At 69.9% G+C, this 24,972-nt stretch carries 18 protein-coding genes and 2 pseudogenes; 8 read left to right on the plus strand and 12 right to left on the minus strand.

All coding sequences use genetic code 11. The features are described 5' to 3' along the window. The 4 genes from OHA03_RS01865 to OHA03_RS01880 form a co-directional block, all read right to left on the minus strand. Complete coding sequence (locus tag OHA03_RS01865; protein ID WP_267000010.1) at window positions 1–1,959, minus strand: proline/glycine betaine ABC transporter permease; 1,959 nt, start codon at window positions 1,957–1,959, stop codon at window positions 1–3. Between the two features lie 112 nt (window positions 1,960–2,071). Next, complete coding sequence (locus OHA03_RS01870; protein ID WP_267000012.1) at window positions 2,072–3,121, minus strand: glycine betaine/L-proline ABC transporter ATP-binding protein; 1,050 nt, start codon at window positions 3,119–3,121, stop codon at window positions 2,072–2,074. Continuing rightward, window positions 3,121–4,647 (minus strand): GMC family oxidoreductase, encoded by a 1,527-nt coding sequence (locus OHA03_RS01875; protein ID WP_267000015.1) that lies wholly within the window; start codon window positions 4,645–4,647, stop codon window positions 3,121–3,123. The genes OHA03_RS01870 and OHA03_RS01875 overlap by 1 nt, the downstream gene beginning before the upstream one ends. Window positions 4,648–4,668: 21 nt before the next feature. After that, the gene (locus tag OHA03_RS01880) at window positions 4,669–6,153 is read right to left on the minus strand and encodes an aldehyde dehydrogenase family protein (RefSeq protein WP_267000017.1); all 1,485 of its coding nucleotides are present in this window, start codon (window positions 6,151–6,153) and stop codon (window positions 4,669–4,671) included. A gap of 308 nt (window positions 6,154–6,461) precedes the next feature. On the opposite strand from OHA03_RS01880, the pseudogene OHA03_RS01885 reads away from it, so the two are divergent. Further along, window positions 6,462–6,621 (plus strand): annotated as a pseudogene (locus OHA03_RS01885) (IS5/IS1182 family transposase); the annotation flags it as partial. 217 nt (window positions 6,622–6,838) lie between these two features. Continuing rightward, entirely contained in the window at window positions 6,839–9,037 is a 2,199-nt protein-coding gene (locus OHA03_RS01890) for a phosphocholine-specific phospholipase C (RefSeq protein WP_267000019.1), read from the plus strand. A 111-nt stretch (window positions 9,038–9,148) separates the two neighbouring features. On the opposite strand, the gene OHA03_RS01895 is transcribed toward OHA03_RS01890, so the two are convergent. Further along, window positions 9,149–11,236 carry a SpoIIE family protein phosphatase gene (locus tag OHA03_RS01895; RefSeq protein WP_267000022.1) on the minus strand — a complete coding sequence of 696 codons (2,088 nt, stop codon included), beginning with the start codon at window positions 11,234–11,236 and terminating at the stop codon, window positions 9,149–9,151. 647 nt (window positions 11,237–11,883) lie between these two features. Here OHA03_RS01895 and OHA03_RS01900 point away from each other — a divergent pair. Beyond that, entirely contained in the window at window positions 11,884–12,672 is a 789-nt protein-coding gene (locus tag OHA03_RS01900; RefSeq protein WP_267000024.1) for a VOC family protein, read from the plus strand. Between the two features lie 158 nt (window positions 12,673–12,830). Here the strand turns inward: OHA03_RS01900 and OHA03_RS01905 are convergent, their stop codons facing one another. From OHA03_RS01905 to OHA03_RS01925, 5 genes are all read right to left on the minus strand, one after another. Continuing rightward, the gene (locus tag OHA03_RS01905; protein ID WP_267000027.1) at window positions 12,831–13,979 is read right to left on the minus strand and encodes a PP2C family protein-serine/threonine phosphatase; all 1,149 of its coding nucleotides are present in this window, start codon (window positions 13,977–13,979) and stop codon (window positions 12,831–12,833) included. A 139-nt stretch (window positions 13,980–14,118) separates the two neighbouring features. Next, complete coding sequence (locus tag OHA03_RS01910; RefSeq protein ID WP_267000029.1) at window positions 14,119–16,569, minus strand: SpoIIE family protein phosphatase; 2,451 nt, start codon at window positions 16,567–16,569, stop codon at window positions 14,119–14,121. A gap of 73 nt (window positions 16,570–16,642) precedes the next feature. Beyond that, window positions 16,643–17,476: a VOC family protein gene (locus OHA03_RS01915; RefSeq protein ID WP_267000031.1), complete on the minus strand. Its 834-nt coding sequence runs from the start codon at window positions 17,474–17,476 to the stop codon at window positions 16,643–16,645. A gap of 35 nt (window positions 17,477–17,511) precedes the next feature. Further along, window positions 17,512–17,838 (minus strand): plasmid stabilization protein, encoded by a 327-nt coding sequence (locus OHA03_RS01920; RefSeq protein ID WP_267000033.1) that lies wholly within the window; start codon window positions 17,836–17,838, stop codon window positions 17,512–17,514. 240 nt (window positions 17,839–18,078) lie between these two features. After that, the gene (locus tag OHA03_RS01925) at window positions 18,079–18,486 is read right to left on the minus strand and encodes a DUF2795 domain-containing protein (protein ID WP_267000035.1); all 408 of its coding nucleotides are present in this window, start codon (window positions 18,484–18,486) and stop codon (window positions 18,079–18,081) included. A 280-nt stretch (window positions 18,487–18,766) separates the two neighbouring features. On the opposite strand from OHA03_RS01925, the pseudogene OHA03_RS01930 reads away from it, so the two are divergent. Both OHA03_RS01930 and OHA03_RS01935 read left to right on the plus strand, forming a co-directional pair. After that, window positions 18,767–18,973: pseudogene (locus tag OHA03_RS01930) on the plus strand (HSP18 transcriptional regulator); the annotation flags it as partial. Between the two features lie 234 nt (window positions 18,974–19,207). Further along, entirely contained in the window at window positions 19,208–19,516 is a 309-nt protein-coding gene (locus OHA03_RS01935; RefSeq protein ID WP_267000037.1) for a hypothetical protein, read from the plus strand. 137 nt (window positions 19,517–19,653) lie between these two features. Here the strand turns inward: OHA03_RS01935 and OHA03_RS01940 are convergent, their stop codons facing one another. Further along, the gene (locus OHA03_RS01940; RefSeq protein ID WP_267000039.1) at window positions 19,654–20,643 is read right to left on the minus strand and encodes a zinc-binding dehydrogenase; all 990 of its coding nucleotides are present in this window, start codon (window positions 20,641–20,643) and stop codon (window positions 19,654–19,656) included. Between the two features lie 102 nt (window positions 20,644–20,745). Here OHA03_RS01940 and OHA03_RS01945 point away from each other — a divergent pair, with 102 nt between their 5' ends. From OHA03_RS01945 to OHA03_RS01955, 3 genes are all read left to right on the plus strand, one after another. Further along, window positions 20,746–21,093 carry a helix-turn-helix transcriptional regulator gene (locus OHA03_RS01945; RefSeq protein WP_267007893.1) on the plus strand — a complete coding sequence of 116 codons (348 nt, stop codon included), beginning with the start codon at window positions 20,746–20,748 and terminating at the stop codon, window positions 21,091–21,093. A gap of 97 nt (window positions 21,094–21,190) precedes the next feature. Then, window positions 21,191–23,413: an NADP-dependent isocitrate dehydrogenase gene (locus tag OHA03_RS01950; protein WP_267000041.1), complete on the plus strand. Its 2,223-nt coding sequence runs from the start codon at window positions 21,191–21,193 to the stop codon at window positions 23,411–23,413. A 275-nt stretch (window positions 23,414–23,688) separates the two neighbouring features. Further along, on the plus strand, window positions 23,689–24,402 hold the full coding sequence (locus OHA03_RS01955) for a carbon-nitrogen hydrolase family protein (RefSeq protein WP_267000043.1): 714 nt from the start codon (window positions 23,689–23,691) through the stop codon (window positions 24,400–24,402). On the opposite strand, the gene OHA03_RS01960 is transcribed toward OHA03_RS01955, so the two are convergent. After that, the gene (locus tag OHA03_RS01960) at window positions 24,348–24,968 is read right to left on the minus strand and encodes a GNAT family N-acetyltransferase (protein WP_267000045.1); all 621 of its coding nucleotides are present in this window, start codon (window positions 24,966–24,968) and stop codon (window positions 24,348–24,350) included. The two genes, OHA03_RS01955 and OHA03_RS01960, sit on opposite strands and share 55 nt — an antisense overlap. Between the last annotated feature and the right edge of the window lie 4 nt (window positions 24,969–24,972).

The raw sequence follows: 24,972 nt of genomic DNA on the forward strand, positions 1-24,972 counted from the left end.
TCAGGCCCCCTTTTCGGTGCGGCGCTGTGTCGGCTGCGTGACACGGTCGAGCATCAGGCCGAGGCAGACGATCGCGGCACCTGCGACCAGACCGGTCGCGAGGTCGCCCTGGGCGAGGCCGAACACGACGTCGTAGCCGAGAGCACCTCCGCCGACGAGACCGCCGATGACGACGACGGCGAGTACGAGGACGACTCCCTGGTTGACGGCGAGCAGCAGTGCCGGGCGGGCCAACGGCAGCTGGACCTTGCGCAGTTGCTGTATCCCGGTGGCACCGAGCGAACGCGAGGACTCCATGACGACGGGGTCGACGCTGTTCATTCCCTGCGTGGTGATGCGGACGACGGCGGGCAGCGCGTAGATGACGGCGGCGGCCACCGCCGGTGCGCGGCCGACGCCGAACAGAGCGACCACAGGGATGAGGTAGACGAACTGCGGCATCGTCTGGAACACGTCGAGCACCGGACGCAGCAGGCGTTCCACCCGCTCGCTCCGGGAGGCGGCGATACCGACGGCGAAACCGATCACCAGGGTGACGGTGACGCCGGCCAGCACCTGGGAGAGCGTGTTGAGCGCCGGGTCCCAGACGCCGAGCACGCCGATCGCGGCCATCGCGAGGACGGCGGTCAGCGTGGTGCGCCATGTGCCGATCACCATGGCGAGTACGGCGACCAGCAGGAGCAGTGCCCACCAGGGCAGCCACTGGAGCCCGTCGCGTACCGGATCGAGGATCCAGGTGGTGAAGTGGGCGGCCCAGTCCGCCGTGCCACCGATGACGGGCACACCGGAGTAGAGGTGGTCGGTCATCCAGCCGACGGCCTCATTGACCGGCTCGGCGATGCCGACGGTCCAGGCATCGGGCCAGGTCGGCTTGGCGGCGAGCCGTGCCACGACGGCGGCGACCACAGTGCCGGCCAGCACGACGGCCCAGCCGGACCGGGCGGGCCCGGTCTGCGGGGCGGTGCCGATGCGGTTGCCGGCCGCGGCGGTGACCCGGTCGAGGACGACGGCGAGCAGCACGATCGGAATGCCGGCGGCGAGCGCGGCGCCGACGTCGACGGAGGCGAGGGCCTGGTAGACGCGGTCACCGAGGCCGCCCGCGCCGATCACGGAGGCGATGACGGCCATCGACAGGGCCATCATGATCGTCTGGTTGAGGCCGAGCAGCAGTTCCTTGCGGGCGAGCGGCAGCCGGGCGGTGAGGAGCCGCTGCCGTCCCGTCGCACCGAGCGAGGCCGCGGCCTCCATGACGCCGGCGTCGGCGTCGCGCAGTCCGAGCGCGGTCAGCCGGGCCATCGGAGGTGCCGCGTAGACGACGGTCGCGAGGACGGCGGCAGGCACACCGATGCCGAAGACCAGCACGACCGGCAGCAGATACGCGAAGGCCGGCATGACCTGCATGGTGTCGAGTACCGGGCGCAGCGAGCGGAAGACGCGGTCGGACAGACCGGCGGCCAGGCCGAGCACTGCTCCGAGGATCACGGAGGCCAGGACGGCGACGACCATCAGCGCGAGGGTCTGCATCGTGGGCACCCACATGCCGAGCAGTGCGCAGAGGATGAACGCGGCGACGGCGGTGAGTGCGAGCCGGACGCCTGCGACCCGCCAGGCGATCAGACCGGCTGCGGCCGTGACACCGGCCCAGCCGGCGGCGAGCAGGACCAGGTAGACGCCGCGTACGGACAGCACGACGGCGTTGCTGATGTGCCCGAAGAAGTAGAGGAACAGCGGGTGGGTGTCGCGGTTGTCGATGATCCAGTCGCTGACGTCCCCGAGCGGACCGGTCAGATCGACGGTGAGGCTCTCTGGCCATGTCCCGCCGCCGATGAGGAAGGCGCCGAGTATCAGCAGTGCCAGGGTGCCGACCAGCACGACGCCGGTGCGGTGCCGCGCGAAGGAGGAGGCCGGCGTGGAGGCGTCCAGCCCGGTGGTGCGCGCAGTGGTGACAGTGGCGGTCATCGCGGCCACCCCCCGCTCGTGGGCCAGGAGGCCCGCGCGGCGGCCCGGCATTCCGGCGCGGACGGGTCAGCTGACGTATGGCCCGGCGGAGCCGAGGAGGTACTCACATGCATCACGCGGCCTCCTTCACGGCCGGTATCCCGGCTACGACGCCGAGCAGGCAGGCGTGGTCGACCACGCCCAGGCAGCGGCCGTCGTCGACCACGCGTGCGGTCTTGCCGGTGCGGACGACCGCCTCGATCGCATCGGAGACCGTGGTACCGGGTGCAAGGGCCGGGCCCGAGATGCTCTCCTCACCGTCGGCGGGACGCATGGCTGTCTGCACCGTCACGACCTGCTCACGCGGCACGTCGCGCACGAAGTCCCGTACGTAGTCGTCGGCCGGCGTCGCCACGATCTCCTCCGGAGTGCCCAGCTGCACGATCCGTCCGTCGCGCATCAGCGCGATGCGGTCGCCGAGCTTGAGCGCCTCGTTCAGGTCATGGGTGATGAAGACCATCGTGCGACCCTCCTCGCGGTGCAGGCGTACGACTTCCTCCTGCATGTCGCGGCGGATCAGCGGGTCGAGCGCACTGAACGGCTCGTCGAACAACAGCACTTCGGGGTCGACGGCGAGCGCACGCGCAAGTCCGACCCGCTGCTGCTGACCGCCGGAGAGCTGTCCGGGACGGCGGTTCTCCATGCCGTCGAGGCCGACCTTGGCGATGAACTCGGCCGCGCGCTCGCGCCGCCGCGCGCGGCCCATGCCCTGGATTTCGAGCCCGTAGGCCACGTTGTCGATGACCGAGCGATGCGGCAGCAGGCCGAAGTGCTGGAAGACCATGGCGGCGCGGTGGCGGCGCAGTTCACGCAGCCGGCCGGCGTCCATCGACAGCACGTCCTCGCCGTCCATGGTGACCTCACCGGACGTCGGCTCGATGAGCCGGGTGAGGCAGCGCACGAGTGTGGACTTGCCGGACCCGGACAGGCCCATGACGACGAACACCTCGCCCTTGCGGACGTCGAACGAGACGTCGCGCACGGCTGCGGTGCAGCCGGTGCGCTCGCGCAGCTCGGCCGGTGTGAGCGTACCGAGTTCGGCATCACCGGGGACGCGGTCGGCCTTGGGACCGAACACCTTCCACAGGTCGCGTACGGAGAAAACGTGCGGCGGCGTGTTCATCAGGCATGACCCCCAGGAGTGGCACCGAGCAGATCTGCGCATTTCTCCCCGACCATCAGCACGCCGATCATCGGGTTGACGGTCGTCATCGTCGGGAAGACGGACGCGTCGGCTATTCGGATGCCGTCGAGGCCCCGGATCCGCAGGTCGGGTTCGACGACGGCGAGTTCGTCGTCGGCCGCGCCCATGCGGCAGGTTCCGGCCGGGTGGTAGACGGTGTGCGCGACCTTGCGCGCGTACTCGCTGATGTCCTCGTCGGAGGTGATCTCGGGCCCCGGGCAGACCTCGCGCTTCAGCCAGCCGGCCAGCGGTTCCTGCGCTGCGATCTCGCGGGCGATCCTGATCCCGTCGACGAGCGTGCGGCCGTCGTAGTCGTCCTCGTCGGTGAAGTACCGGAAGTCGAGTGCGGGTTTGACCTCGGGGTCGGGGCTGGTCAGGTACAGCCGTCCGCGGCTCTTCGGCTTCGGGATGTTCGGCGTCATCGACACGCCGTGCGCGGGCCGCTCATAGCCGAGGCGCTCGGGGTTGTCGGTGAACGGGATCTGGTAGAAGTGGAACATCAGGTCGGGGCCCTGGCTGTTCGGATCCCGCCGTACGAAGAGCCCGGCGTCGCTGTCCATCGCTGAGTTCTCGGGGATCGGTCCGTGCGTCTCCCAGACGATGACGGACTCGGGATGGTCGAGCAGGTTCTCACCGACACCCGGCAGGTCGTGCACCACGGGAATGCCGAGCTTCTCCAGCTCCTCGCGGTGCCCGATGCCGGAGTGCATCAGCAGCCGCGGGGTGTCCACCGCACCGGCGCACACCACCACTTCCCGCCGCGCCCGCACGACCCGCTCCGTACCGTCCTTGGTCCGCACGTGCACGCCGGTCGCACGCGTTCCTTCCAGCTCCAGTCGGAACGCCCAGGTCTCCAGGGCGATGTGGAGGTTCGGGCGGTCGAGGAAGGGGTGCAGATACGCCACCGACGCCGAGGAACGCTTGTTGTTCTCGGGATGGTAGGCGAGGTCGAAGAAGCCGACACCGTCCCGGAAGGCCTCCTTGTTGAAGCCCTCGACGCGCGGCACCCCGAGCGTGGTCTGCGCCGCGTCGACGAAGTCGCGGGCGATGGCGTTCCGGTCGGCCTCGTCGACGGGGACGATGTTGTTGCGCAGCTTGTGGAAGTACGGGTCCATCGACGCCGCGTCCCAGCCGGCCGCGCCCGTCTCGGCCCACTCGTCCCAGTCGGACGGCAGCGGCTTGAAGGCGATGAGGGTGTTGTGGGACGAACAGCCGCCGAGCACCCGGGCCCGGCTGTGGCGGATGTTCGAGTTGCCGCGGGGCTGCTCGGTGGTGGGGTAGTCGTAGTCCAGCTCACCGCCGAGGAGGCCCATCCAGCGGCGCAGGGTCAGGACGTCGTCCCGGCCCACATCGCTCGGTCCGCCCTCGATGAGTGCAACGGTGATGTCCGGGTTCTCGGTGAGCCGGGAGGCGATCACCGAACCTGCGGTGCCGCCCCCGACGATGACGTAGTCGTAGTCGGTCATGTTCTCCACCTCTGCTCCCGTTCAGCCCGCGAACCAGCGCACAGGGCGCGGGGCGAGGTTTTGGTAGATGTGCTTGGCCTCGCGGTACTCGGCCAGGCCCGTCGGGCCCAGCTCCCGGCCGATGCCGGACTTCCCGAAGCCGCCCCACTCCGCCTGCGGCAGGTAGGGGTGGAAGTCGTTGATCCAGACGGTGCCGTGGCGCAGCCGGCCCGCGACCCGGCGTCCGCGGCCCGCGTCCGCAGTCCACACGGCGCCGGCGAGTCCGTACTCGGTGTCGTTCGCGAGGGCGACGGCCTCGTTCTCGGTACGGAAGGTCTCGACGGTCAGGACCGGTCCGAAGATCTCCTCGCGCACGACGCGCATGGATCGGTCGCAGTGGTCCAGAACCGTGGGCCGATAGAAGTACCCGGGGCCTTCGGGGCGCTCGCCACCGGCCCGCAGCACCGCACCTTCCTTCAGCGCGGAGGCCACGAACTCCTCGGTCCTGACGAGCTGCTGCTCGGAGACGAGAGGACCGCATTCGACACCGTCGTCGGTGCCGCGGCCGATGCGGATCCTCGTGGCGCGCAGGGCGAGTTCGGTGACGAAGCGGTCGCGGACCGACTCCTCGATGATCAGCCGGGAGCCGGCGGAGCAGACCTGCCCGCTGTGGATGAAGGCGGCGTTCAGTGCCTGGTCGACGGCGGTGTCGAAGCCCTCGTCGGTGGCGCACGCGTCCGCGAACACCACGTTGGGGTTCTTGCCGCCGAGTTCGAGCGCGACCTTCTTGACGGTGTCGGCGGCGGCCCGCATCACCTTCGTACCGCTGGCGAGTCCGCCGGTGAAGGAGACGAGATCGACGTCGGGGTGGTCGGCGATCCGGGCACCGACGGCGGCACCGGCACCGGTGACGATGTTGGCCACACCTGCGGGCAGTCCGGCCTCGACGAGCAGCGCGACGAGGGCAACGGTGGTCAGCGGCGTGATCTCACTGGGCTTGATCACAAAGGTGTTGCCCGCGGCGAGTGCGGGCGCGATCTTCCAACTGGCTTGGAGCAGCGGGTAGTTCCACGGCGTGATGAGTCCGCAGACTCCGACGGGCTCGTGCACGACGACGCTGTGAATCTCGTCGGATCCGGCGTCGACGACGCGTCCGCCGCTCTCGTTCATGACGAGGTCGGCGAAGTAGCGGAAGGCGTCGCGCACGCAGTCCACGTCGACGCGTCCCTCTTCGAGCGTCTTGCCGGCGTCCCGGCACTCCAGAGCGCCGATCTTCTCCCGGTCGCGCTCCAGCAGGTCGGCCACCCGTCTGAGCAGTGCGGCCCGCTCCGCGACGGGCGTGTGCGGCCAGGGGCCCTTGTCGAAGGCCGCCCTGGCTGCGGCGACGGCGGCGTCCGTGTCCGCGACGCCACCCTCCGCGACGACGGCGAACGCCGCCGCGTCGACGGGGTCGAGAATCTCGCGCGTGGCGCCGGAGGCGGCTTCTCGCCACTCTCCGCCCACGTGGATGGTCTTTTGTGCCGACACGTCGAGCCTCGACCTTCTTGAGCTGGTTTGTCTGATAAGGGGGCATCCCAGTGACCTGGTCCTCTTCCCCGGAAGGTGAAAGCCATGCGCAACGATTGACCGAAAGTGACTGGGCTCACGCGTGTGCGCTGCCGCGGCCGGTCTTCGGTACCTCATGGCAGACCGTCCACCGGCGGTTCACCGAGTGGACTGCCGCGCGGGTGCGGGCCAAGCTCCACCGCCTGGCTCTGGACGAACTCGGCGCCCTCGGGAAGCTGGACCGGTCGCGGTGCGCCATCCCGCCGATCTGCTCGCCCCGCGGCCCGCGTCGGCGCCGCCCTGCCGAACTCCAAATACGACTACAACCACCTGCGCAAGTGGCTCCGTTCACGCAACATCACACCTCGCATCGCGCGCAAAGGTGTGGAGTCTTCACAGCAACTGGGACGCCACCGTTGGACGGTAGAACGCACGGTGGCGTGGCTGAGCGGCTGCCGCAGCCACCATCGCCGGACCTGGCCCGGCGCCGTGTTCAGCGCTGTTCATGCCGATCTTCCGCACGGTCGGTCCGGGTTCATCATCCCTTCCTAGCCTGTGCTGGCTGCAGCCGTCACCAGACGGGAAGCACCCGACCCCGGAGGCCGATGTGTTTCCGGAGACGGTTCCTGTCCGGGCGCAGCCCCTCCACTGAGCGAAGGAATGTGTCATGCCCTCACCAACCAGTAGACGCGACTTTCTCCGCCGGTCGGCCACGACTCTGGGGGCGGCAGCCGCCGCGTCCGTGCTCCCCGGATCCATCAGCCGGGCCCTCGCCGTCGACGCGGCCGTCCGCACGGGAACCATCAAGGACGTCGAGCACGTCGTGATCCTGATGCAGGAGAACCGCGGCTTCAACCACTACTTCGGCACGATGCGCGGCGTGCGCGGCTTCGGCGACCGGTTCCCGATCCCGCTCGAGAGCGGCAAGCCGGTCTGGTACCAGTCCGACGGCGCGCGGGAGATCCCGCCGTACCACCTCGACCCCGAGCGCTCCAGCGCCCTGCTCATCCCCTCGACGCCGCACTCCTTCGCCGACGCGCAGGCCGCGTGGAACCAGGGCAAGCTCGGTCACTGGCCGAAGTACAAGACCGAGTACTCCATGGGGTACTACCGGCGCGACGACATCCCGTTCCAGTTCGCCCTCGCCGAGGCGTTCACCATCTGCGACTCCTATCACTGCTCCATCACCACCGGCACCGACCCCAACCGCATCACGTTCTGGTCGGGTTCCAACTTCAACCCCGAACTCGGCCGCCAGGGCGTCAACTCCGGCCCCGACCAGTCCGAGCCCAACAACCTCCGGTGCTGGATCACCGGCAAGTGGGTGCCGGACGCGTGGCCGCAGACCTACAAGTACGCGAGCAACGCGTTCACCTGGGACACCATCCCGGATGTACTGGAGCGCGCCGGCATCAGCTGGCACATCTACCAGGACATGAACGACAACTGGACCGGCGCGATGAACGGCTGCCTGGCGTTCGAGAGCTTCCGCAACGCCCAGCCGGGCACGCCGGTGTACGAGCACGGCATGACCGGTGGCCCCGACTTCCTGGACCGGCTCCGCCAGGACGTGCTCGAGGACACCCTGCCGCAGGTCTCCTGGGTGCTGACGACCGCCTCCAACTCCGAGCACCCCGGCGCGGGTTCCAGCCCGACGCACGGTGGCAACTTCACCGCCGACGTGCTGGACGCGCTGACCGCCAACCCGGAGGTGTGGAGCAAGACCGTCTTCCTGCTCACCTTCGACGAGAACGACGGCCTCTTCGACCACGTCCCTGCACCGGCCGTCCCGTCGTACAACCTCGACGGCACCCTCGCCGGCCAGTCGACGGTCCCGGTGGACGGCGAGTACTTCGACGCGTCCGGCAAGCCGTCGTCGTGGCTCAAGGCCGACGACACGGTCACCGGTACGACTCGCCCGTGGGGCATGGGCCCGCGCGTGCCGCTCTACGTCGTCTCCCCGTGGAGCCGGGGCGGCTGGGTCGACTCCGAGGTGTTCGACCACACCTCGGTCGGCATGTTCCTCGAGCAGCGCTTCGGCGTCCAGATCGACGCCATCAGCCCGTGGCACCGCGCCGTCTCCGGTGACCTCAGCTCGGCGTTCGACTTCAAGCACCCGAACAAGCAGCGGTTCCCGGAACTCCCCGACCAGAGCGACTGGGCCGCCTCCGACGCCCACCAGCGCACCATGCCTTCACCGAAGGCGCCGGCGGCACCGGAGCCGCTGTTCCAGGAGCGCGGGACGCGCTACTCCCGCGCGCTGCCGTACGAACTCCACACCGACGCCTCCACCGACCACGGCACGGGCACGGTCACCCTCCAGTTCCTCAACTCCGGTCACAAGGGTGCCGTCTTCCACGTGTACGACAGGCTTCATCTCGACCGGATCCCGCGGCGTTACACCGTCGAGGCCGGGAAGCGGCTCGCCGACGTGTGGGACGCCACGGCCACGGACTCGGGCGCGTACGACCTCGAGGTCCACGGTCCGGGCGGCTTCTTCCGTTCCTTCACCGGGAATACGGCCTCCAAGGCCAACCCGGAGCTCCGGGTCCGGTACGACCGTCACGGCAAGTCCGTCCTCGTCACCGTGCACAATCCCGGACCGAAGGCGGTCACGCTGCACGTCGAGCCCCACGCCTACCGCTTCACCGAGCCCCGGACGATCCATGTGCCGTCCCGCAAGGAAGTCGAGCGGCGCTGGTCGCTGAACCCGAGCGGTCACTGGTACGACTTCACCGTCACCGTGGACGGCTCGTCGCTCGAGCGCCGCTTCGCCGGCCGCGTGGAAACCGGCGGGGACGGCATCAGCGACCCGGCCATGGCAGCCCACATCCAGCAGGCGGAGAGTGCCGTAGGCGCCAACTGATACCGGCCCCGGGCGTCGCAGAGACACACCCTGCGGCGCCCGGGTAGCTCGCATCACAACCGGTGCGCACCCCGGTGGGCTCAGATCTCTCCGACATCGTTCCCGGGAGTTTCACGCCGTGGGCCTCAAGGGCTGCGTCCGGGCGATGAGCAGGGCGACGTCATCGGGGCCGTCGAGACGCCGCAGCTCCTGAAGGAGCCGGTCGCAGGTTTTCTCCAGGGAACGGTCGGGCGCGTCCAGCACGCGAAGGAGAGTCTTCAGGCGTCTGTCGATGGGGTCGTGGCGGGTTTCGACCAGTCCGTCGGTGTACAGGACCAGCTGGTCGCCGAGGCCGAGGTCGAAGGTGGTGGTCTCGAAGGAGACGCCACCCGCTCCCAACGGGATGCCGGTGGGCAGGTCGAGCAGTTCCGGATGCTTTCCGCTGCGCACGAGGACGGGGGGAAGGTGGCCGGCGGTGGCGATGTGGCACTCGGCGCGGTGTGGGTCGTAAACGGCGTACACGCAGGTGGCGATGGGGTGCCCCAGTCCCGAGGTGATCTTGTCCAGGTGCTGAAGAACCTCGGCGGGGTCGAGGTCGAGGTCGGCGAAGGCACTGGTGGCGGCACGCAGACGGCCCATGGTGGCGGCAGCGCCGATGCCGCTGCCCATGACGTCGCCCACAACGAGTGCGGTCTTGTCGCCATCGAGCGGCAGGACGTCGTACCAGTCGCCGCCGACCTCGAATGCGGCCTGTGCGGGCCGGTACCGGGAGGCAACCTGCAGGCCGGGAAGGCGGGGCGGGTGTTCCGGAAGGAGGCTGCGCTGCAGGGTCTCGGCGGCGTTGCGCACCCTCTGGTGCGAGCAGGCGTTGTCGATGCACATGGCGGTGCGAGAGGCCAGCTCACCGGCGAGGGCGAGGTCGTCCTCGTCGAAGGGCAGCGGGTTGCGCGCACGGGTGAGGCCCAGGAAGCCGAGGATCTGGCCGCGCGCGGTGAGTGGGACCGCGATGTAGGAGTGCACGCCGGCGCGGGCCAGCAGGGCAGCGGCGTGGTCGTCGCGGGCGATGCGCGCCAGGTCGTTGTCATCCGCTCGGGTGATCAGGATCGGGCGGCCGGTGCGTACGCATTCGGTGGCCAGTCGGCCGGTGCCGTAAGCGGCCAGGTGGCCGGGTGGGTCGGCGGCCTCAGCGGCTTCGGTCGGGTATGCGGCCTTGACCGCGAGGGCGCGAAAGAGCGCGGGGCCGTCGCGAGCTGCCAGGTGACAGTCTTCCAGGACGGAATCCAGGACGTCGACCGCGACCACGTCGGCGAGCTCGGGAACGGTGACCTCGGCCAGCTCCCGGGCGGTCTTTTCCACCTCCAAGGTGGTGCCGATGCGCACGGAGCTGTCGGCGATCAGGGCCAGACGCCGCCGGGCCCTGGCAGCCTCCATGGCTGCCTGATGCCGGTCGGTGACATCCACCACCAGTTCGGCCACCCCGAGGACCCGCCCCTGGGGGTCCTCCAGCCGGTACAACGAGATCGACCAGGCATGCTCGTGCTCCGGGTCGGCGGGGCTGCGGCCGACGACGGTGGACCGCTCGACCATGTGGATCCCGGTCTCCAGGACCTGCCACATCGCGGACTCGACCACCTCGAACTTCGAGGAGGTCATGATCTCGCGGTAGTGCCGGCCGAGGTGGTCATCCGCGGGTATGCCGTGCATCCGCTCCAAGGCGGGGTTGACGGACACGTACCGCAGGTCGGTGTCGAGGATCGCCAGCCCCATGGGGGACTGGGAGATCAGCCGGGTGGACAGTGCGACATCCCGCTCCACCTCACGCAACGTCGACTCGTCGGTAGCGAGCCCGAGGGCGTAGAAGTCGCCGCGGTCGTCCAGCAGCCTCGTGTTACGGAACTCCACCAGACGGGCACTGCCGTCCTTGTGCCGGATGGGGAACGCTCCGGCCCAGCTCTCACCGGTCCCCATGACGTGGGCGAACAGCTTGATCATCAGTTCCCAGTGCTGTTCATGGACGAGCACCTGCACCGCGTACCGCCCGAGCACCTCATCAGCGGCATAGCCGAACACTTTCTCGGCCTGCGGGCTCCACAGGACGATCCGCCCATCGCCGTCCAGCAGCAGCGCGGCGAAACCGAGGAGGTCCACCAGCCCGCTCGGCTGCGACGACCGCGCCTCCGGCCGACCGGCGTCAGCCACGCCCCCTTCGACCTCGCTCACCCGGGCACTCCTTCCGTCGGCTGGCCGCGTGGACCCTCCCACGCCCCGGTCCGTGGCCCGACCACTTACCTGCGGCCCGTCCCCCTGTTCACTGAGTGCTTCGGTTTCCATGGTCCCCCGGATCGATCGAACACACATCCGTCCGTACGGGGCCGTCGGACCGAGCCCAGCCGATGCGCCCTTCGGCCGGCGGTTGCGCGGCGGCCGCGCGGGCTCCGCCGACGTCGTCCACGAGAACCGTGGCGGCCTCGATCCCGGACGGCGACCGGGACGCGAAGTCACGGGGCGTGGAGGTCGCGCCGGTTCAGCACCAACTGCACCGACGTGTCCTCCGCGTACCGATCCTCACCACTGGACCGCCCCAACTCCTCATGGACTTGCTGAAGTTGGGACGCCGATTCCGCACAGGCAGTCAGGGTCCCCTCGTCGGCCTGACGCCGGCCGGACAGAGGACCGGGATGCGGTACTCCCGATCGCCACCGGTGGAGCATCCCCCGGCGCCGCCGAGGCGGCCGCGACGCCGCGTCGGCCCACAACAAAAGAATTGACCATATGTTCGAATTCTTTGCCAGTCGGAGGGCACGAACAACGAATAGCGTGGCCGGCCAGTCACCAGTCATGTCCCTCGACCAGGAGGCAGTAAGACCATGGCCGCAAGACCTGAAGGCGCGCCCTGTTGGGCCGACGCGATGTTCCCCGACCTGGAGGCCGCCAAGGGCTTCTACGGTGAACTGCTGGGCTGGACCTTCGGCGAGTCGTCGGAGGAGTACGGCAACTACACGCAGGCGTACTCGGGCGGCAAGAATGTCGCCGCCCTCTCCCCCCAGATGCCCGGCTGGGAAGGCCCGCCGGCCTGGAGCATCTACATCTCCTCGTCGGACGTCGACGCCGCCGCCGCCAAGATCCGCGACAATGGCGGCGAGTTGATGATGGAGCCCATGTCCGTCGGCGAGTTCGGCAAGATGCTGATGGCCAAGGACCCGAGCGGCGTCGTCTTCGGCGTCTGGCAGGCGGGCACGCACGAGGGCTTCGAGAAGCAGGGCGAGGCCGGCGCGTTCTGCTGGGCCGAGGTCACCACACGCGATGCCGAGAAGGCCGACGGCTTCTTCCCCGCTGTCTTCGGTTACGGCGTAAAGACCATGCAGGACGAGGCCATCGACTTCAAGCTCTACGCCCTCGATGACGACACCGCGCTCGGCCGGATGAAGATGACGAAGGACTGGCCGGCCGAGGTCCCTCCGTACGTCAACGTCTACTTCGCTGTCGACAACTGCGACGACGCGATCGCCACCGTCACCAAGCACGGCGGCCACGTGCACTTCGGCCCGCACGACAGCCCGTTCGGCCGCTTCGCGGCCGTCTCCGACCCGCAGGGCGCGGCCTTTTCCGTGATCGACCTCAAGACAACGAAGGGTGAGATGCCCAAGATCACCTGAGCGAGGGGGAACCGCCGCCCCTCCCTGCTCCGGTCCGCGGCCGCTCGTCGGCCGCGGACCGACCACGAAGGACGCCGAGCGGCAGGATCGGTCCCGCTCTGCTGCTGCGGCAGCCGCTCGCCGCGCTCATCCCCGCGGTCGCTTCCGGAGCCGTGGCGTCACTCGTCAACATGGATGATCTTTCCGTGCGGGCGGTCCCAGTGGTGGGCGGGTGGTCGGTGGATCGCGATGAGGGCGGCGTCGTCACCGAGGCGTCCGCCGGCGTGGGCGAGGAGATCACGCCGGATGTGGTGCAGGAGCGCCTTGGGGTTGCACTCGGTCCACTGTGCCGCGCGCTGCGTGAACGGATAGAAGTCACCGGCCCGGTCACGGGCCTCGATGACGCCGTCGGTGTACAGGACGAGGGTGTCTCCGACCTCGAAGGTGAACACGTCAAGGGTGTGGGCGGGTCGCGTCAGGCCGAGCCCCAGCGGGGGCGCGGGATGCAGACTCGGGACGGTGACGGAGTGGCCGGGGCTGAGCAGCAGGGGCGGGGGGTGCCCGCAGCCGGTCATCCGGGTGATGTGGTCGTCGTCGGGGATCTCCAGCAGCAGGGCGGTGACGAAGCGTTCCCCGACCTCACCCTCCGGCTCGGAGAATTCTGCCTGGTAGCGGTCCACGCTCTGATCCAGGGCGTCGGCCAGTGCGGGCAGGGACGTGTGCTGGTGGGCGGCCTCGCGGAAGGCGCCGAGGAGCAGTGCGGCCTCTCCGATGGCCGCCAGGCCCTTGCCCCGCACATCCCCGATCATCACTCGGGTACTGCCGTCGGTGCGGGTCGCCGCGTACAGGTCACCACCGATCTCGGCCTCGTCCTCGGCGGCCAGGTACAGGCAGGCAGTCCGCAGTGGACCGATCCGGTCCGGGAGGGGCCACAGCAGCACGTGCTGCGCGGCCTCGGCCACCGACCGCACCTGCGCCAGCTTCCGTTCGCGCCGTTCGCGCACCACGCAGAAGCACACGATCAGACATGAGAGCACCGCCAGCGCGACGACCTGCACCACCACGTTGCGGGAGAAATACGCGCCGAAGTGCCAGCCGATGTAAGCCTGGGCAGCCACGGCGAGGAGTCCGATCGCACCGGTCAGCCGGGGACCGGCGAACGAGGCGGTGATCGCCGGTGCGATGACCAGCAGCGGGCCGAGGTGCACGTCGGCCGGGACCAGGATGTCCACGACCGTGATCACCACGATGAGCGCGATCGGGATCACCAGCAGCGCATGGCTCGACTGCCATGGCCGCCAACCGGCAGAACGCTGCCCACCTCCCATAGCTTCCACAGTGCACCGTCCGAGGGAGGCTGACGAGCGGGGCACACCACGAAGACCTGGCCAGGCGGGGAAGACCGCCTGGCGGCAGTCGTCGAGCAGGCGTATCCGCGCGCACGGCCGCGTCCCGAGTCCCACCGACTCACTGCGAAAGGCACAGCTCGGCCCAGATGATCTTGCCACGTGCGGCGTAGCGGGTGCCCCAGTGGTCGGTGAGCTGGGCGACGAGGAACAGGCCGCGACCGCCCTCGTCGTCGGTGTGGGCCCGGCGCAGGTGCGGGGCCGTGCTGTTGCCGTCGGACACTTCGCAGATGAGGCTCTGATCGTGGATCAGGCGTAGCCGGATGGGCGGCTTGCCGTACCGGATGGCGTTGGTGACCAGCTCGCTGACCACCAGTTCGGCGACGTACGAGAGGTCCTGCAGCCCCCACAGGTCCAGCTGCCGGGTGGCCGCGGCCCGCGCGTCCACCACGATGGCGGGATCCAACGGCAGATCCCAGGAAGCCACCCGGTCCGGGCCGAGTGCCCGGGTGCGGGCGACCAGCAGCGCGACATCGTCCGGCGGCCGGAACGGCAGCAGCGCCGCGATCAGCTGATCGCAGATGTCTTCGAGCGCGGGCTCCGGTTGGGACAGGATGCGGCGCAGCGAGTCCAGGCCGATGTCGATGTCCTGGTCCCGGGCCAGGATCAGCCCGTTGGTGTACAGGACGAGCAGGCTGCCCTCGGCAAGGTCCAGTTCGGTCGTCTCGAACGGCAGTCCCCCCAGACCCAGCGGAGGCCCTGCGGGCACCTCCGGGAAGTCGACGCTGCCGCCGGGGCCCGCCACAGCGGGCGGATAGTGGCCGGCACTGGCGAGCGTGCAGCGCCGCTCGGCGGGGTCGTACACCGCGTACAGACAGGTTGCCCCGATCGCCGGCCCGTCGGCGTGGGGTTCGTCGCGGCCCCCACCTTCTTCCTCGGTGAGGCGGGCCACCAGGTCGTCGAGATGGGTGAGCAGTTCGTCAGGCGGCAGGTCCAGGTCGGCCAGGGTGTGCACCGCGGCGCGCAGCCGCCCCATGGTGGCCGAGGCCTGCACTCCGTGTCCGGGCACATCCCCCACCACCAGGGCGACCCGGGCCCCGGACAGTGGGATCACATCGAACCAGTCCCCGCCCAGATCGGTGTCCGAGCCGGCGGGCTGGTAGCGGCCGGCGACCTCCACCGCGTTGAGGACCGGCAGGCACTGCGGGAGCAGGCTGCGCTGCAGGGCCAGGGCGGTCTTGTGTTCGCGCGTGTAGCGGCGGGCGTTGTCCATGCAGAGAGCGGCCCGGGATGCCAGTTCGGCGGCCAAGGTGACGTCGTCGTCGTCAAAGGGCTCGGGATCCCGCCAGCGGTAGAACGTGGCCACGCCCATCAGGACGTTCCGCGCGGTCAGGGGTACGGCGATGAGCGAGTGGAGCCTGGTGGCACGGATGATCGCAGCCCGCTTGGGATCCTCGTCCAGCCACGGCGCCGTGAGGTCCAGGTGAGCGATGAATTTCGCCTCGAGATCGGCCATGCACAGGGCCTGGGGCGAGGCCGGACCGAATCGGCTCAGTTCGCCCACGGCCAACGCCTTCGGTGGCCGCGTCGACTCGGGAACGGTCTCGTGGGCCGCCCGACGCAATGTGAGGCCCTGGTCGGCCGGGCCGGGCGTGGGTGTGTCACCCCGGAGCACCGAGTCCAGCAGATCCACCGTCACGCTGTCCGCCAGTCGGTGGAGCGCCACCTCGGCCAGTTCCTTTGCGGTGCGCCCCACATCCAGGGTGGTGCCGATACGTATGCTCGCCTCGTTGATCAGCTGCATCCGCTCCCTGGCCCGGTGGGCATCGGTGATGTCGACGACCGCGTGGCACAGTCCGAGCGCCGTTCCCTCGGAGTCCTGGAGCCGGAAGATCCCGGTGGACCAGACGTGCTCGCGGCTGGGATCGGCCGGGGTGAGGCCGCGTTGGATGAAGTCGAGCACCGGTTCGCCGGTGGCCAGGACGCGTTTCATCACCGTCTCGATCTCGGCGGCGTTCAGGTCGGGCAGCGCCTCGCTGATCCGCTTGCCCAGCCGCTGCCCGATCGGCACACCGGTCATCCGCTCCAGTGCCAGATTGCGCCGGGTGCAGCGGAGATCGGTGTCGGAGACCAGCAGACCGACCGGTGACTGGTTGAACAGGCCGGACAGTACCGCGAAGTCTTCCTCCCACCGCCGTGTCTCGGCCTCCTCGGCGGCCAGCAGCAGCCAGAACCGTGCCTCGTCCGGGCCCACCCAGGGGTGTGCCCGCAGAGCCACAGCTTGGTCTCGCCCGTCCTTGCAGCGCAGAGTGGCACCGATCTGCCGCCCCTGCGCCGCCTCGTGGCTCAGGGCGGCCGCCCTGAGGACTGCTGCGCGCCCGGCAGCGGCGAGCAGGGACGCAGCAGGCTGCCCCAGAACCTCGGCGGCTTCGTAGCCCAGCAGCTGCTCTGCACCCGCACTCCACCCGACGAGAACCCCGCGGGCGTCCATCACCGCTGCGGCCGCTCGAGTGGCAGCGAACGGGCTGCCGGACGCACTGCCGACCTCGGTGTGGTGTGTGTCCGGTGCCATGCACCCCGTCCTTGCCGTGTCGTCCTCAGAGACCTTTCCAAGACAGTCCTGCTCGCGAACGCACTCCCGATTATCATCCGCCGTGTCCGAATGAGCCTTTCTTGGTCACCGGCCCGGCCGGCACCGATCCGGTGGAGACGGTGAAGAGACCTCCACCGGGGTCGCTGATGACGGACTCGGTCCCGCCGCCCGGGGACGGAGCCAGGGGAGTGGCGGTTCCTCCTGCCCCGCGTGCGGCGGCGATGACCGGTTCCACGTCGTCGACCCGGAAGTGCACGTGCCAGCGTGGCCGCACGCGGGGGTCGGGAGATTCCCCGACGCCGCCTCCGCGCACGGTGGCCACGGTGTTCTTGACCTGCCGCACGGTGACGGTGTCGTTCTCGTAGGCGTAGGCGACCTCGCAGCCGCCGGGTTCGCCGGAGGCCCAGTCGAAGATCTGTGCGTAGAAGATGGCGGCGTCGAACGCGTCCCGGGTGCGCAGTTCGAGAAAGGCCGGTGGGTTGCCGTGCTCGTCCGACCAGCGAAGCGCCCGGCCTTCCCAGAAGCCGAAGACGGCCCCGTCGCGGTCGGCTGCCACCGCGCCCCGGCCCAGGGGGAATCGCACCGGACCGACGGCGACGGTGCCGCCGCGCTCACGGACCCGGGCCGCGGTCGCGTCCGCGTCCGCCACGGCGAAGTACGGGGTCCACGACCCGCCCACCGGCCGCCCGCCGGCCGCTTCACCCATCCCGGCCACCGGCCGCCCGTGGGCGAGGGCGACCGAGAAGCCCGTTCCCAGGCTGCCCGGCCGGAACTCCCATCCCAGAACGGCCGAGTAGAAGTCCTGCGTGGCGCGCAGGTTGCGGGTCATGAGGTTGACCCAGCACGGTGTTCCGCACACCGGCATGACATGCCCTGTGGGCGTCATCAGCGTTGTCTCCTCGCCCCCCGCACGATGCGCTGTCAGCGGCCGAGTGCCTCGCGCAACTCCTGCTTGTTCATCGTCGAGCGGCCCTCGACGTGCTTCTTCTTCGCCTCTTCGTAGAGCTGGTCCTTCGTGGACCCCTGCGCTCCGCGACGGGACCGCTCACCACCACGCTGTGGGGCGGATTGCGGATCGCGCAGGGAGATCCTGCTCGCCGTCTTCGCCTCTCCCGCGCGGGCCCGCTCCTTGTTGACGGTGCGCGCGGCGAGTTCCTTCGCGCGCTCCTCGGAGGCACCACGTTCCTGGGCACTCTCCTTGATGTGCTCGTACTGCCGCTCCCGCTTACGACTCGATCCTGCCGGCATCACATCGTTCCCTTCCTGCATCCGGCCCTGCGCGCGGCAGCCCGGGTGGCGATTCCCTCGCGCCGTGCGACGTCCCCTACCGAGCCGCCGCACGCACTCCACCCATACGCCCACAACGCCCCGTACGCCACCGGACTCCTGTCCGCCAATCCGTCGCCGCCCCCGGCAGGTTCACGCACCGACAGGTACCGATGGCCGCACGAACTCCGAGCTCTGCAAGCACATTCCCGCCGTGCGCGTTCACACGCGGGGCCGGTAACCCAGGGCCCGGACGATCTGCCCGGCGTTCCCGTACCGCTCGTCCGCGGGCAGGTCCCGTACGGCTTCGAGCAGTGGGTCCGGCACATGCTCCTCGGCCAGGGTCCGCAGGAGTGACTTGCGGTCGGCCGGGAAGTCGCTGCGGTTCAGATGCCGTGCCAGGTCGGACCTGAGCCGTCCGGCCTCGGCCTCGGCACGCGCCCGGTCCCTTCCTGCACCGGGCGGCGGAACGGGACCGCCGACGTCCACCCTCACATCGTCGTCGGCCGCCGGCTCGGGGTCGTACGACTCCACGGTGTGGGTGGGGTGTCCGGACCTCAGATAGTCCTTGAGCTCGTGCTTTCTCTCGTCGTCCATCCACGGACTGACCTGGCTGCTTCCTCGCTCCATGGTCAAGCACCTCCTAGGCCTCCGTCGCTGGCACAGGCGCGACCTCGCTCAGCCTTGGATCTCATTGTGCTCTGCGTGTCCGTCGATGGCGATCTTGCGATCTTGTGGGGCTCGGCGCGCCCGGCGATCCGGTGGCGCAGGGGCAGCACCTGCTTTCGTCGCGCTCGGCGCCGGTGTGCTCCCCCATGCGTTTCACCTGACATCCGCTGTGGCAAAGTCATCCATTGGATGACAAATTGGATGTCGTCCAGTCGATGACGTGACTTCGCAGGAGAGCACGGTGCCCACAGCAGCCCCGCGCGATGCGTCCCGGTACCCGGATCCGGGCGCGCTTTCCTTCCTCGCCGCCGCAGCGGCGCTGGAAGCCATCGACGCAGCCGTGCGCGGCGCCCGCGCCCGGGACGGGACACCGCCCTCTTCACTCGCGGGACGCGAGCAGGTGCTGGCCTCGCTCCTGCTGCTGCGCGAGGTGCGCGAACAGCTCGCGCGCGCCGACCACCGCGACCTCGCAGGCCGGATCGACTCCATCACCCACCACACCGGCCAACTGCGCCGGAACGCCACCGTCCGACGCCAAGAGGCCTGAACGAGCCCGCCCGGCTGCGCAAATCGCAGCCGCGACCGTCATCCCGCCCGGCCTTGACCGCCGAAGCGAGTACGCCGGGCTCCGGCGGGCCGATCCCGAGGGGCAACGGTACGGATGCCGACCGAGACTGGTTCCATGAACCCGTACGAGGGACTGGCAACGGTGAAGTTGGCGGACGACTCAACAGTCCGCGTGTGGGCCGAGGTCTCGCTCGATGAGAACCCCGACGACACCGCCGGGCCCATCGACACGCCTCGATGGACAGCCCGGCTCACAGCCCCCGGTGGCGAAGCACTGCTGCTCCGGGGCTGCGTGACCCTGATCCTCGACTCCGGTGCCCGCTGGCCGGCCGAGGTGACCTCCTCGCACCCGTCATCCGGACCCCACTCCCCGAACTGGACCGAGGTCAAAGGCGCAGGCCCCGCCGTGAGCCGGACGGCGTGATCGCCTGCTGCCCCTGCATCGCAGAGAGCGCACCGCCGATCTCGTTCCCGCGCCCGCTGCACGACGCGGCGGGCTACGACGGTGTGCGCAGCGGAGGTCCACCCGGCCACGGGCGACTTCTCGGCGCGACCCGTCGATCAGCGCTCCGGCTGCTCGGCCACCCGCAGCAGCAGCTTGCCCGTCGAGGTGCGTCCACCCATCAGCGTGTGGGCGTCGGCCGCCGCGGACAGCGAGAACTCCGCGCTGATCGGCACGTCCACGACGCCGTCCACGACGGTACGGAACGCGCGTTCGACGAGCGGGCGCAGAACCTCGGGCGCGGTCCGCGCGAGCGACAGGATGGAGAAGCCCGCGACCGAGCCGCCCTGCCCCATGAGCTCGGCCGGTCCGACCTGCCAGGGCTCGGCCCCGCTCGCGTTGCCGAACGACACCAGTCGCCCGAAGACGGCCAGCACGCCGAGACCGCGGCGGAGAGTGTCGCCGCCCACCGGATCGAGCACCAGATCCACTCCCCTGCCGCCGGTGGCACGCCGGATCCCGTCCGCGAAGGCGTCGCCCACGAACACCTCGTCGTAGCCGTACTCGCGTGCGTATGCGGCCTTGGCCGCGGAGGAGACGACGCCGTACACCGCGCCCGCTCCGGCTGCCCGGGCCAACTGCCCGGCGACGGTGCCGACACCGCCCGCAGCACCGTGCACCAGCACGCTCTCGCCGGCGCGCAGCCGACCCACCTCGTGCAGCAGCGCATGCGCGGTCGGCAGCACGGTGGGCAGTGCGGCCGCGGCCCGCAGGTCCACCCCCTTCGGGAGCGGGAAGACGGTGGCGGCCTCGGCAACCACGACCTCCGCGTAGGCGCCGCCGCCGGTGAGCGCCGCGACCTCCTGCCCCGGACGCAGCCCCTCGACCCCGCGACCGACAGCGCGGACGCGCCCCGAGACCTCCAGCCCGGGGACGTGGGGCAGGGTCTCCACCCGGTATCCCTCGGACCGCGCCTTGAGGTCCGCGAAGTTCACTCCCGCGTAGGCGACGTCGACGCTGACCTGGCCAGGTCCCGGTTCGGGGATGTCGGCCCGCACCACCTTCAGCACTTCGGGACCGCCGTACTCCTGGAACTCGACAGCGCGCATGGAAGACCCCTCCACGAGTGTTCAATGAAAAGCGAACACTCGGACTGTATGATCGCCATCGAACACTTGGCAAGTGGCGCCGGACGCAACGAGGAGAGCGGCATGGAGGACCCCACGACAGGCAGCGGACACCGCCCCGCCCCCGTACACACCGATCCGGACGAGGTTCCCCTCCTGGCCGCACTGTCCGCGCTGGCCGATCCCGTGCGCATTCAGCTGGTCCGCGAGCTGGGCGGCTCCCCGGAGTGGACACGCAGCTGCGGCAGCTTCGACGTGCCGGTCGGCAAGGCTGCGCTCAGCCACCACTTCTCCGTGCTGCGCGGCGCCGGCCTGGTCGAACAGCGCGATCAGGGGCCCAAGCGGGTCAACCGACTACGACGGGAGGAGTTCGACGCGCGCTTCCCCGGTCTCCTCGAACTGGTCCTGCGCGCCGACAGCCCTCGTCGGTGATTTCTGCCACCGGTCGGGGCAGGGCCCTGTCGAACGAATGGCCGTCACGGGATATCTTGATGTCAAGCAATGTTGCAGACGTGGAGCGGAGCACCCGGTGACTGACTCGACCATCATCTATACGCACACCGACGAGGCCCCGGCGTTGGCCACGTACTCGTTCCTGCCCGTGATCGAGGCGTACGCCTCGACGGCCGGGGTCACCGTGGAGAACCGCGACATCTCCCTGTCGGGACGGATCATCGCCGCGTTCCCCGAGCGCCTCGACGAGAACCAGCGCATCGATGACGCTCTCGCCGAGCTCGGCGCGCTGGCCAAGACGCCCGGCGCGAACATCATCAAGCTGCCGAACGTCTCGGCGTCGATCCCGCAGATGAAGGCGGCGATCGCCGAACTGCAGCAGCAGGGTTACGCACTGCCGGACTACCCGGACGACCCGCAGACGGACGAGGACAAGGACGTCCGCGCGCGCTACGACAAGATCAAGGGCAGCGCGGTCAACCCGGTGCTGCGCGAGGGCAACTCCGACCGCCGCGCCCCCGCGTCCGTGAAGAACTACGCCAAGGCGCACCCGCACCGCATGGGCGCCTGGACGGCCGACTCGAAGACGAACGTCGCGACGATGGGCGTCGACGACTTCCGCTCCACCGAGAAGTCCGTCGTGATCGCCGAGCCGGACACGCTGCGCATCGAACTCGTCGGCGACGACGGCACCACCACCGTGCTGCGCGAGTCGGTACCGGTCCTCGCGGGCGAGGTCGTGGACGCGTCCGTCCTGCGTGCCGCACCGCTGCGCGAGTTCCTGACCGAGCAGATCGCCCGGGCCAAGGCCGAGGGCGTGCTGTTCTCCGTGCACCTGAAGGCCACGATGATGAAGGTCTCCGACCCGATCATCTTCGGCCACGTGGTCCGCGCCTTCTTCCCGAAGACGTTCGCCAAGTACGGCGAGACGCTGGCCGCCGCGGGCCTGTCCCCGAACGACGGTCTCGGCGGCATCCTCAAGGGTCTGGACTCGGTGCCCGACCTGGGCGCCGAGATCAAGGCGTCCTTCGAGGCCGAGCTGGCCGAGGGCCCGGCCCTCGCGATGGTCGACTCCGACAAGGGCATCACCAACCTGCACGTCCCGAGCGACGTCATCGTCGACGCCTCCATGCCGGCCATGATCCGCACCTCCGGCCACATGTGGGGCCCGGACGGCAAGGAGGCCGACACCCTCGCCGTCCTCCCGGACAGCAGCTACTCCGGCGTCTACCAGGTCGTCATCGACGACTGCCGTGCGCACGGCGCGTTCGACCCGGCCACCATGGGCTCGGTCTCGAACGTCGGCCTCATGGCGCAGAAGGCCGAGGAGTACGGCAGCCACGACAAGACCTTCGAGATCCCCGCCACGGGCACCGTGCGCCTCGTCGACCAGGCCGGCAACGCCGTGCTGGAGCAGCAGGTCTCGCAGGGCGACATCTTCCGCGCCTGCCAGGCGAAGGACCTGCCGATCCAGGACTGGGTCAAGCTCGCGGTCACCCGCGCCCGCGCGACCGGCGTCCCGGCCGTGTTCTGGCTGGACGAGACCCGCGCCCACGATGCGCAGATGATCGCCAAGGTCAAGACGTACCTCGCCGACCACGACACCGACGGTCTGCAGATCGAGATCATGTCACCGGTCGAGGCCACCGCCTTCTCCCTGGAGCGCATCCGCCGTGGCGAGGACACCATCTCCGTCACCGGCAATGTGCTGCGTGACTACCTGACCGACCTGTTCCCGATCCTGGAGCTGGGCACCAGCGCCAAGATGCTCTCGATCGTCCCGCTGATGGCCGGCGGCGGCCTCTTCGAGACGGGCGCCGGCGGCTCCGCCCCGAAGCACGTCCAGCAGCTCGTCAAGGAGAACTACCTGCGCTGGGACAGCCTCGGCGAATTCTTCGCCCTGGCCGCCAGCTTCGAGCACCTGGCGACCACCACGGGCAACGCGCGCGCCCAGGTTCTCGCCGACACCCTCGACCGCGCCACCGGCACCTTCCTCAACGAGGACAAGTCGCCGAGCCGCAAGCTGGGTGGCATCGACAACCGCGGCAGCCACTTCTACCTGGCCATGTACTGGGCCCAGGAGCTGGCGAAGCAGACGGACGACCCGCAGCTCGCGGAGGCGTTCGCCGGTCTCGCCAAGACGCTGACCGAGCAGGAGCAGACCATCGTCGACGAGCTCATCGCCGTGCAGGGCTCGCCGGTCGACATCGGTGGCTACTACCACCCCGACGCCGCCAAGGCCTCGGCCGCCATGCGTCCGTCGGCGACGTTCAACGAGGCCATCGCGACCCTCGGCTGACCTTCGGGCCACCCGACGACCGCGGTCGTTCCGCCCCGGCTGCACTTCCGTGCGGCCGGGGCGGTGCCGTATCCGGACACACCGCCGGCTCGGTCCTACTGGGGGCACCGTCCGTCGGCGTGCTCGCGTGCGAGCCGGTCCCGGTACGGATTCCCGGCCGACCTCCGTCTAGGCTGTGGACGACGCTGTTCATACCTGTGACCTGCGGGTATGCAGAGGCCTGTGCATCCCTCACAGCTATGTCGACCGCCCCGCCGACCGACCCGGAGTAGCACGTGTCCGCAACCCTGACCGTCGCCGTCGCCCAGCCCGTCTGTCTCCACCTCGACGTCACCGCGAACGCCACCGCCCATGCGGCGGCAGTCGCTGAAGCCCGGGCGCGGCTGGTCGTCTTTCCGGAGCTGTCGCTGACGGGCTACGACCTCACCGCCCCGGCCGTCTCCCCCGACGACGCCCGCCTCGGGCCGATCGTCTCCGCATGCCGCGCCACCGGGGCGACGGCGCTGGCCGGGGCCCCTGTGCGCGACGCCGACGGGCGTGAGCACATCGCCACGCTCGCCGTCACGGGAGAGGGCGCGCGCGTCGTCTACCGGAAGATGTGGCTGCACGGCGAGGAGTTCGACCGTTTCAGCCCGGGCGAGAAGCCGGAGGTCCTGGGTGTCGGCGGGGTCCGGCTGGGGCTTGCGATCTGTTACGACGCGGCTGTCCCCGACCATGCAGCCGACACCGCTGCCTTGGGCATCGACGCGTATGTGGCAAGCACCCTCTACGGTGCGGGTCCCGAATCGGCCGCCCGGCGCGACGGGCACATGAGCGAGCGGGCCGCCGCCCACGGTGTGTGGGTGGTGCTGTCCACCTCGGCGGGGGCCAGCGGGACCTATCCGCAGACGTCGGGCGGCTCCGGAATCTGGGCTCCGGACGGGGCGGTGGTCGTTCAGGCCGGACCGGAGCCCGGGGCCATGGTGTCGGCGTCCCTCGGCGGGTCCTGACGCACCATCTCGGCCGTGATCGCCCACCGCTCGTGATCGCGCCACGCCCCGTCGATGAAGAGGAAGTCCGGGGAGAAGCCTTCGAGGCGGAATCCGGCCCGGCGCACCAGGGCGATCGAGCCCGCGTTGGCGGGCTGGATGTTCGCTTCCAGACGGTGCAGGCCCAGCGGCCCGAAGGCGTGGCGCATCACCAGGTCGAGCCCCTCGCTCATCAGGCCGCGCCCGGCCGCGTGGGCGAACGCTCCGTATCCCAGCGCGCCGCAGCGGAAGGCGCCGCCGACGATGTTGTTGATGTTGATGAAGCCTGCGATGGGGCCGCTTCCGGCCACGGTCCCGTTCCTGTCGTCGACTGCACGTTCGCAGACGAGGAAGCCCGCCTTTGTGGCGTCCTCCGCCAGCCGGCCCGCGTACGCGGCATACGCACGCGCGTCGTCGGGCGGGAACAGCCACGGGTGGTGCATGCCGCGGCTCTCCTTGGCGCGGTCGGTGAACTCTTCGGCGTCCGCGGGGGTGAAGGGGCGGATCGCCGTGCGTGCGCCCTCGGCCAGGTAGACGTTCTCAGACATCCGG

Origin of the sequence: Streptomyces sp. NBC_00154, assembly GCF_026342835.1 — a bacterium.
Taxonomy (GTDB): Bacteria; Actinomycetota; Actinomycetes; order Streptomycetales; family Streptomycetaceae; genus Streptomyces.

Bases quoted from the DNA above. Each gene is read 5' to 3' on its own strand.
- OHA03_RS01915 (WP_267000031.1), bottom strand. From the start codon at position 17,476: ATGACGCCCACAGGGCATGTCATGCCGGTGTGCGGAACACCGTGCTGG.
- OHA03_RS01900 (WP_267000024.1), top strand. From the start codon at position 11,884: ATGGCCGCAAGACCTGAAGGCGCGCCCTGTTGGGCCGACGCGATGTTC.
- OHA03_RS01945 (WP_267007893.1), top strand. From the start codon at position 20,746: ATGGAGGACCCCACGACAGGCAGCGGACACCGCCCCGCCCCCGTACAC.
- OHA03_RS01935 (WP_267000037.1), top strand. From the start codon at position 19,208: ATGAACCCGTACGAGGGACTGGCAACGGTGAAGTTGGCGGACGACTCA.
- OHA03_RS01890 (WP_267000019.1), top strand. From the start codon at position 6,839: ATGCCCTCACCAACCAGTAGACGCGACTTTCTCCGCCGGTCGGCCACG.
- OHA03_RS01875 (WP_267000015.1), bottom strand. From the start codon at position 4,647: ATGACCGACTACGACTACGTCATCGTCGGGGGCGGCACCGCAGGTTCG.
- OHA03_RS01960 (WP_267000045.1), bottom strand. From the start codon at position 24,968: ATGTCTGAGAACGTCTACCTGGCCGAGGGCGCACGCACGGCGATCCGC.
- OHA03_RS01905 (WP_267000027.1), bottom strand. From the start codon at position 13,979: ATGGGAGGTGGGCAGCGTTCTGCCGGTTGGCGGCCATGGCAGTCGAGC.
- OHA03_RS01865 (WP_267000010.1), bottom strand. From the start codon at position 1,959: ATGACCGCCACTGTCACCACTGCGCGCACCACCGGGCTGGACGCCTCC.
- OHA03_RS01910 (WP_267000029.1), bottom strand. From the start codon at position 16,569: ATGGCACCGGACACACACCACACCGAGGTCGGCAGTGCGTCCGGCAGC.
- OHA03_RS01925 (WP_267000035.1), bottom strand. From the start codon at position 18,486: ATGGAGCGAGGAAGCAGCCAGGTCAGTCCGTGGATGGACGACGAGAGA.
- OHA03_RS01920 (WP_267000033.1), bottom strand. From the start codon at position 17,838: ATGCCGGCAGGATCGAGTCGTAAGCGGGAGCGGCAGTACGAGCACATC.
- OHA03_RS01870 (WP_267000012.1), bottom strand. From the start codon at position 3,121: ATGAACACGCCGCCGCACGTTTTCTCCGTACGCGACCTGTGGAAGGTG.
- OHA03_RS01940 (WP_267000039.1), bottom strand. From the start codon at position 20,643: ATGCGCGCTGTCGAGTTCCAGGAGTACGGCGGTCCCGAAGTGCTGAAG.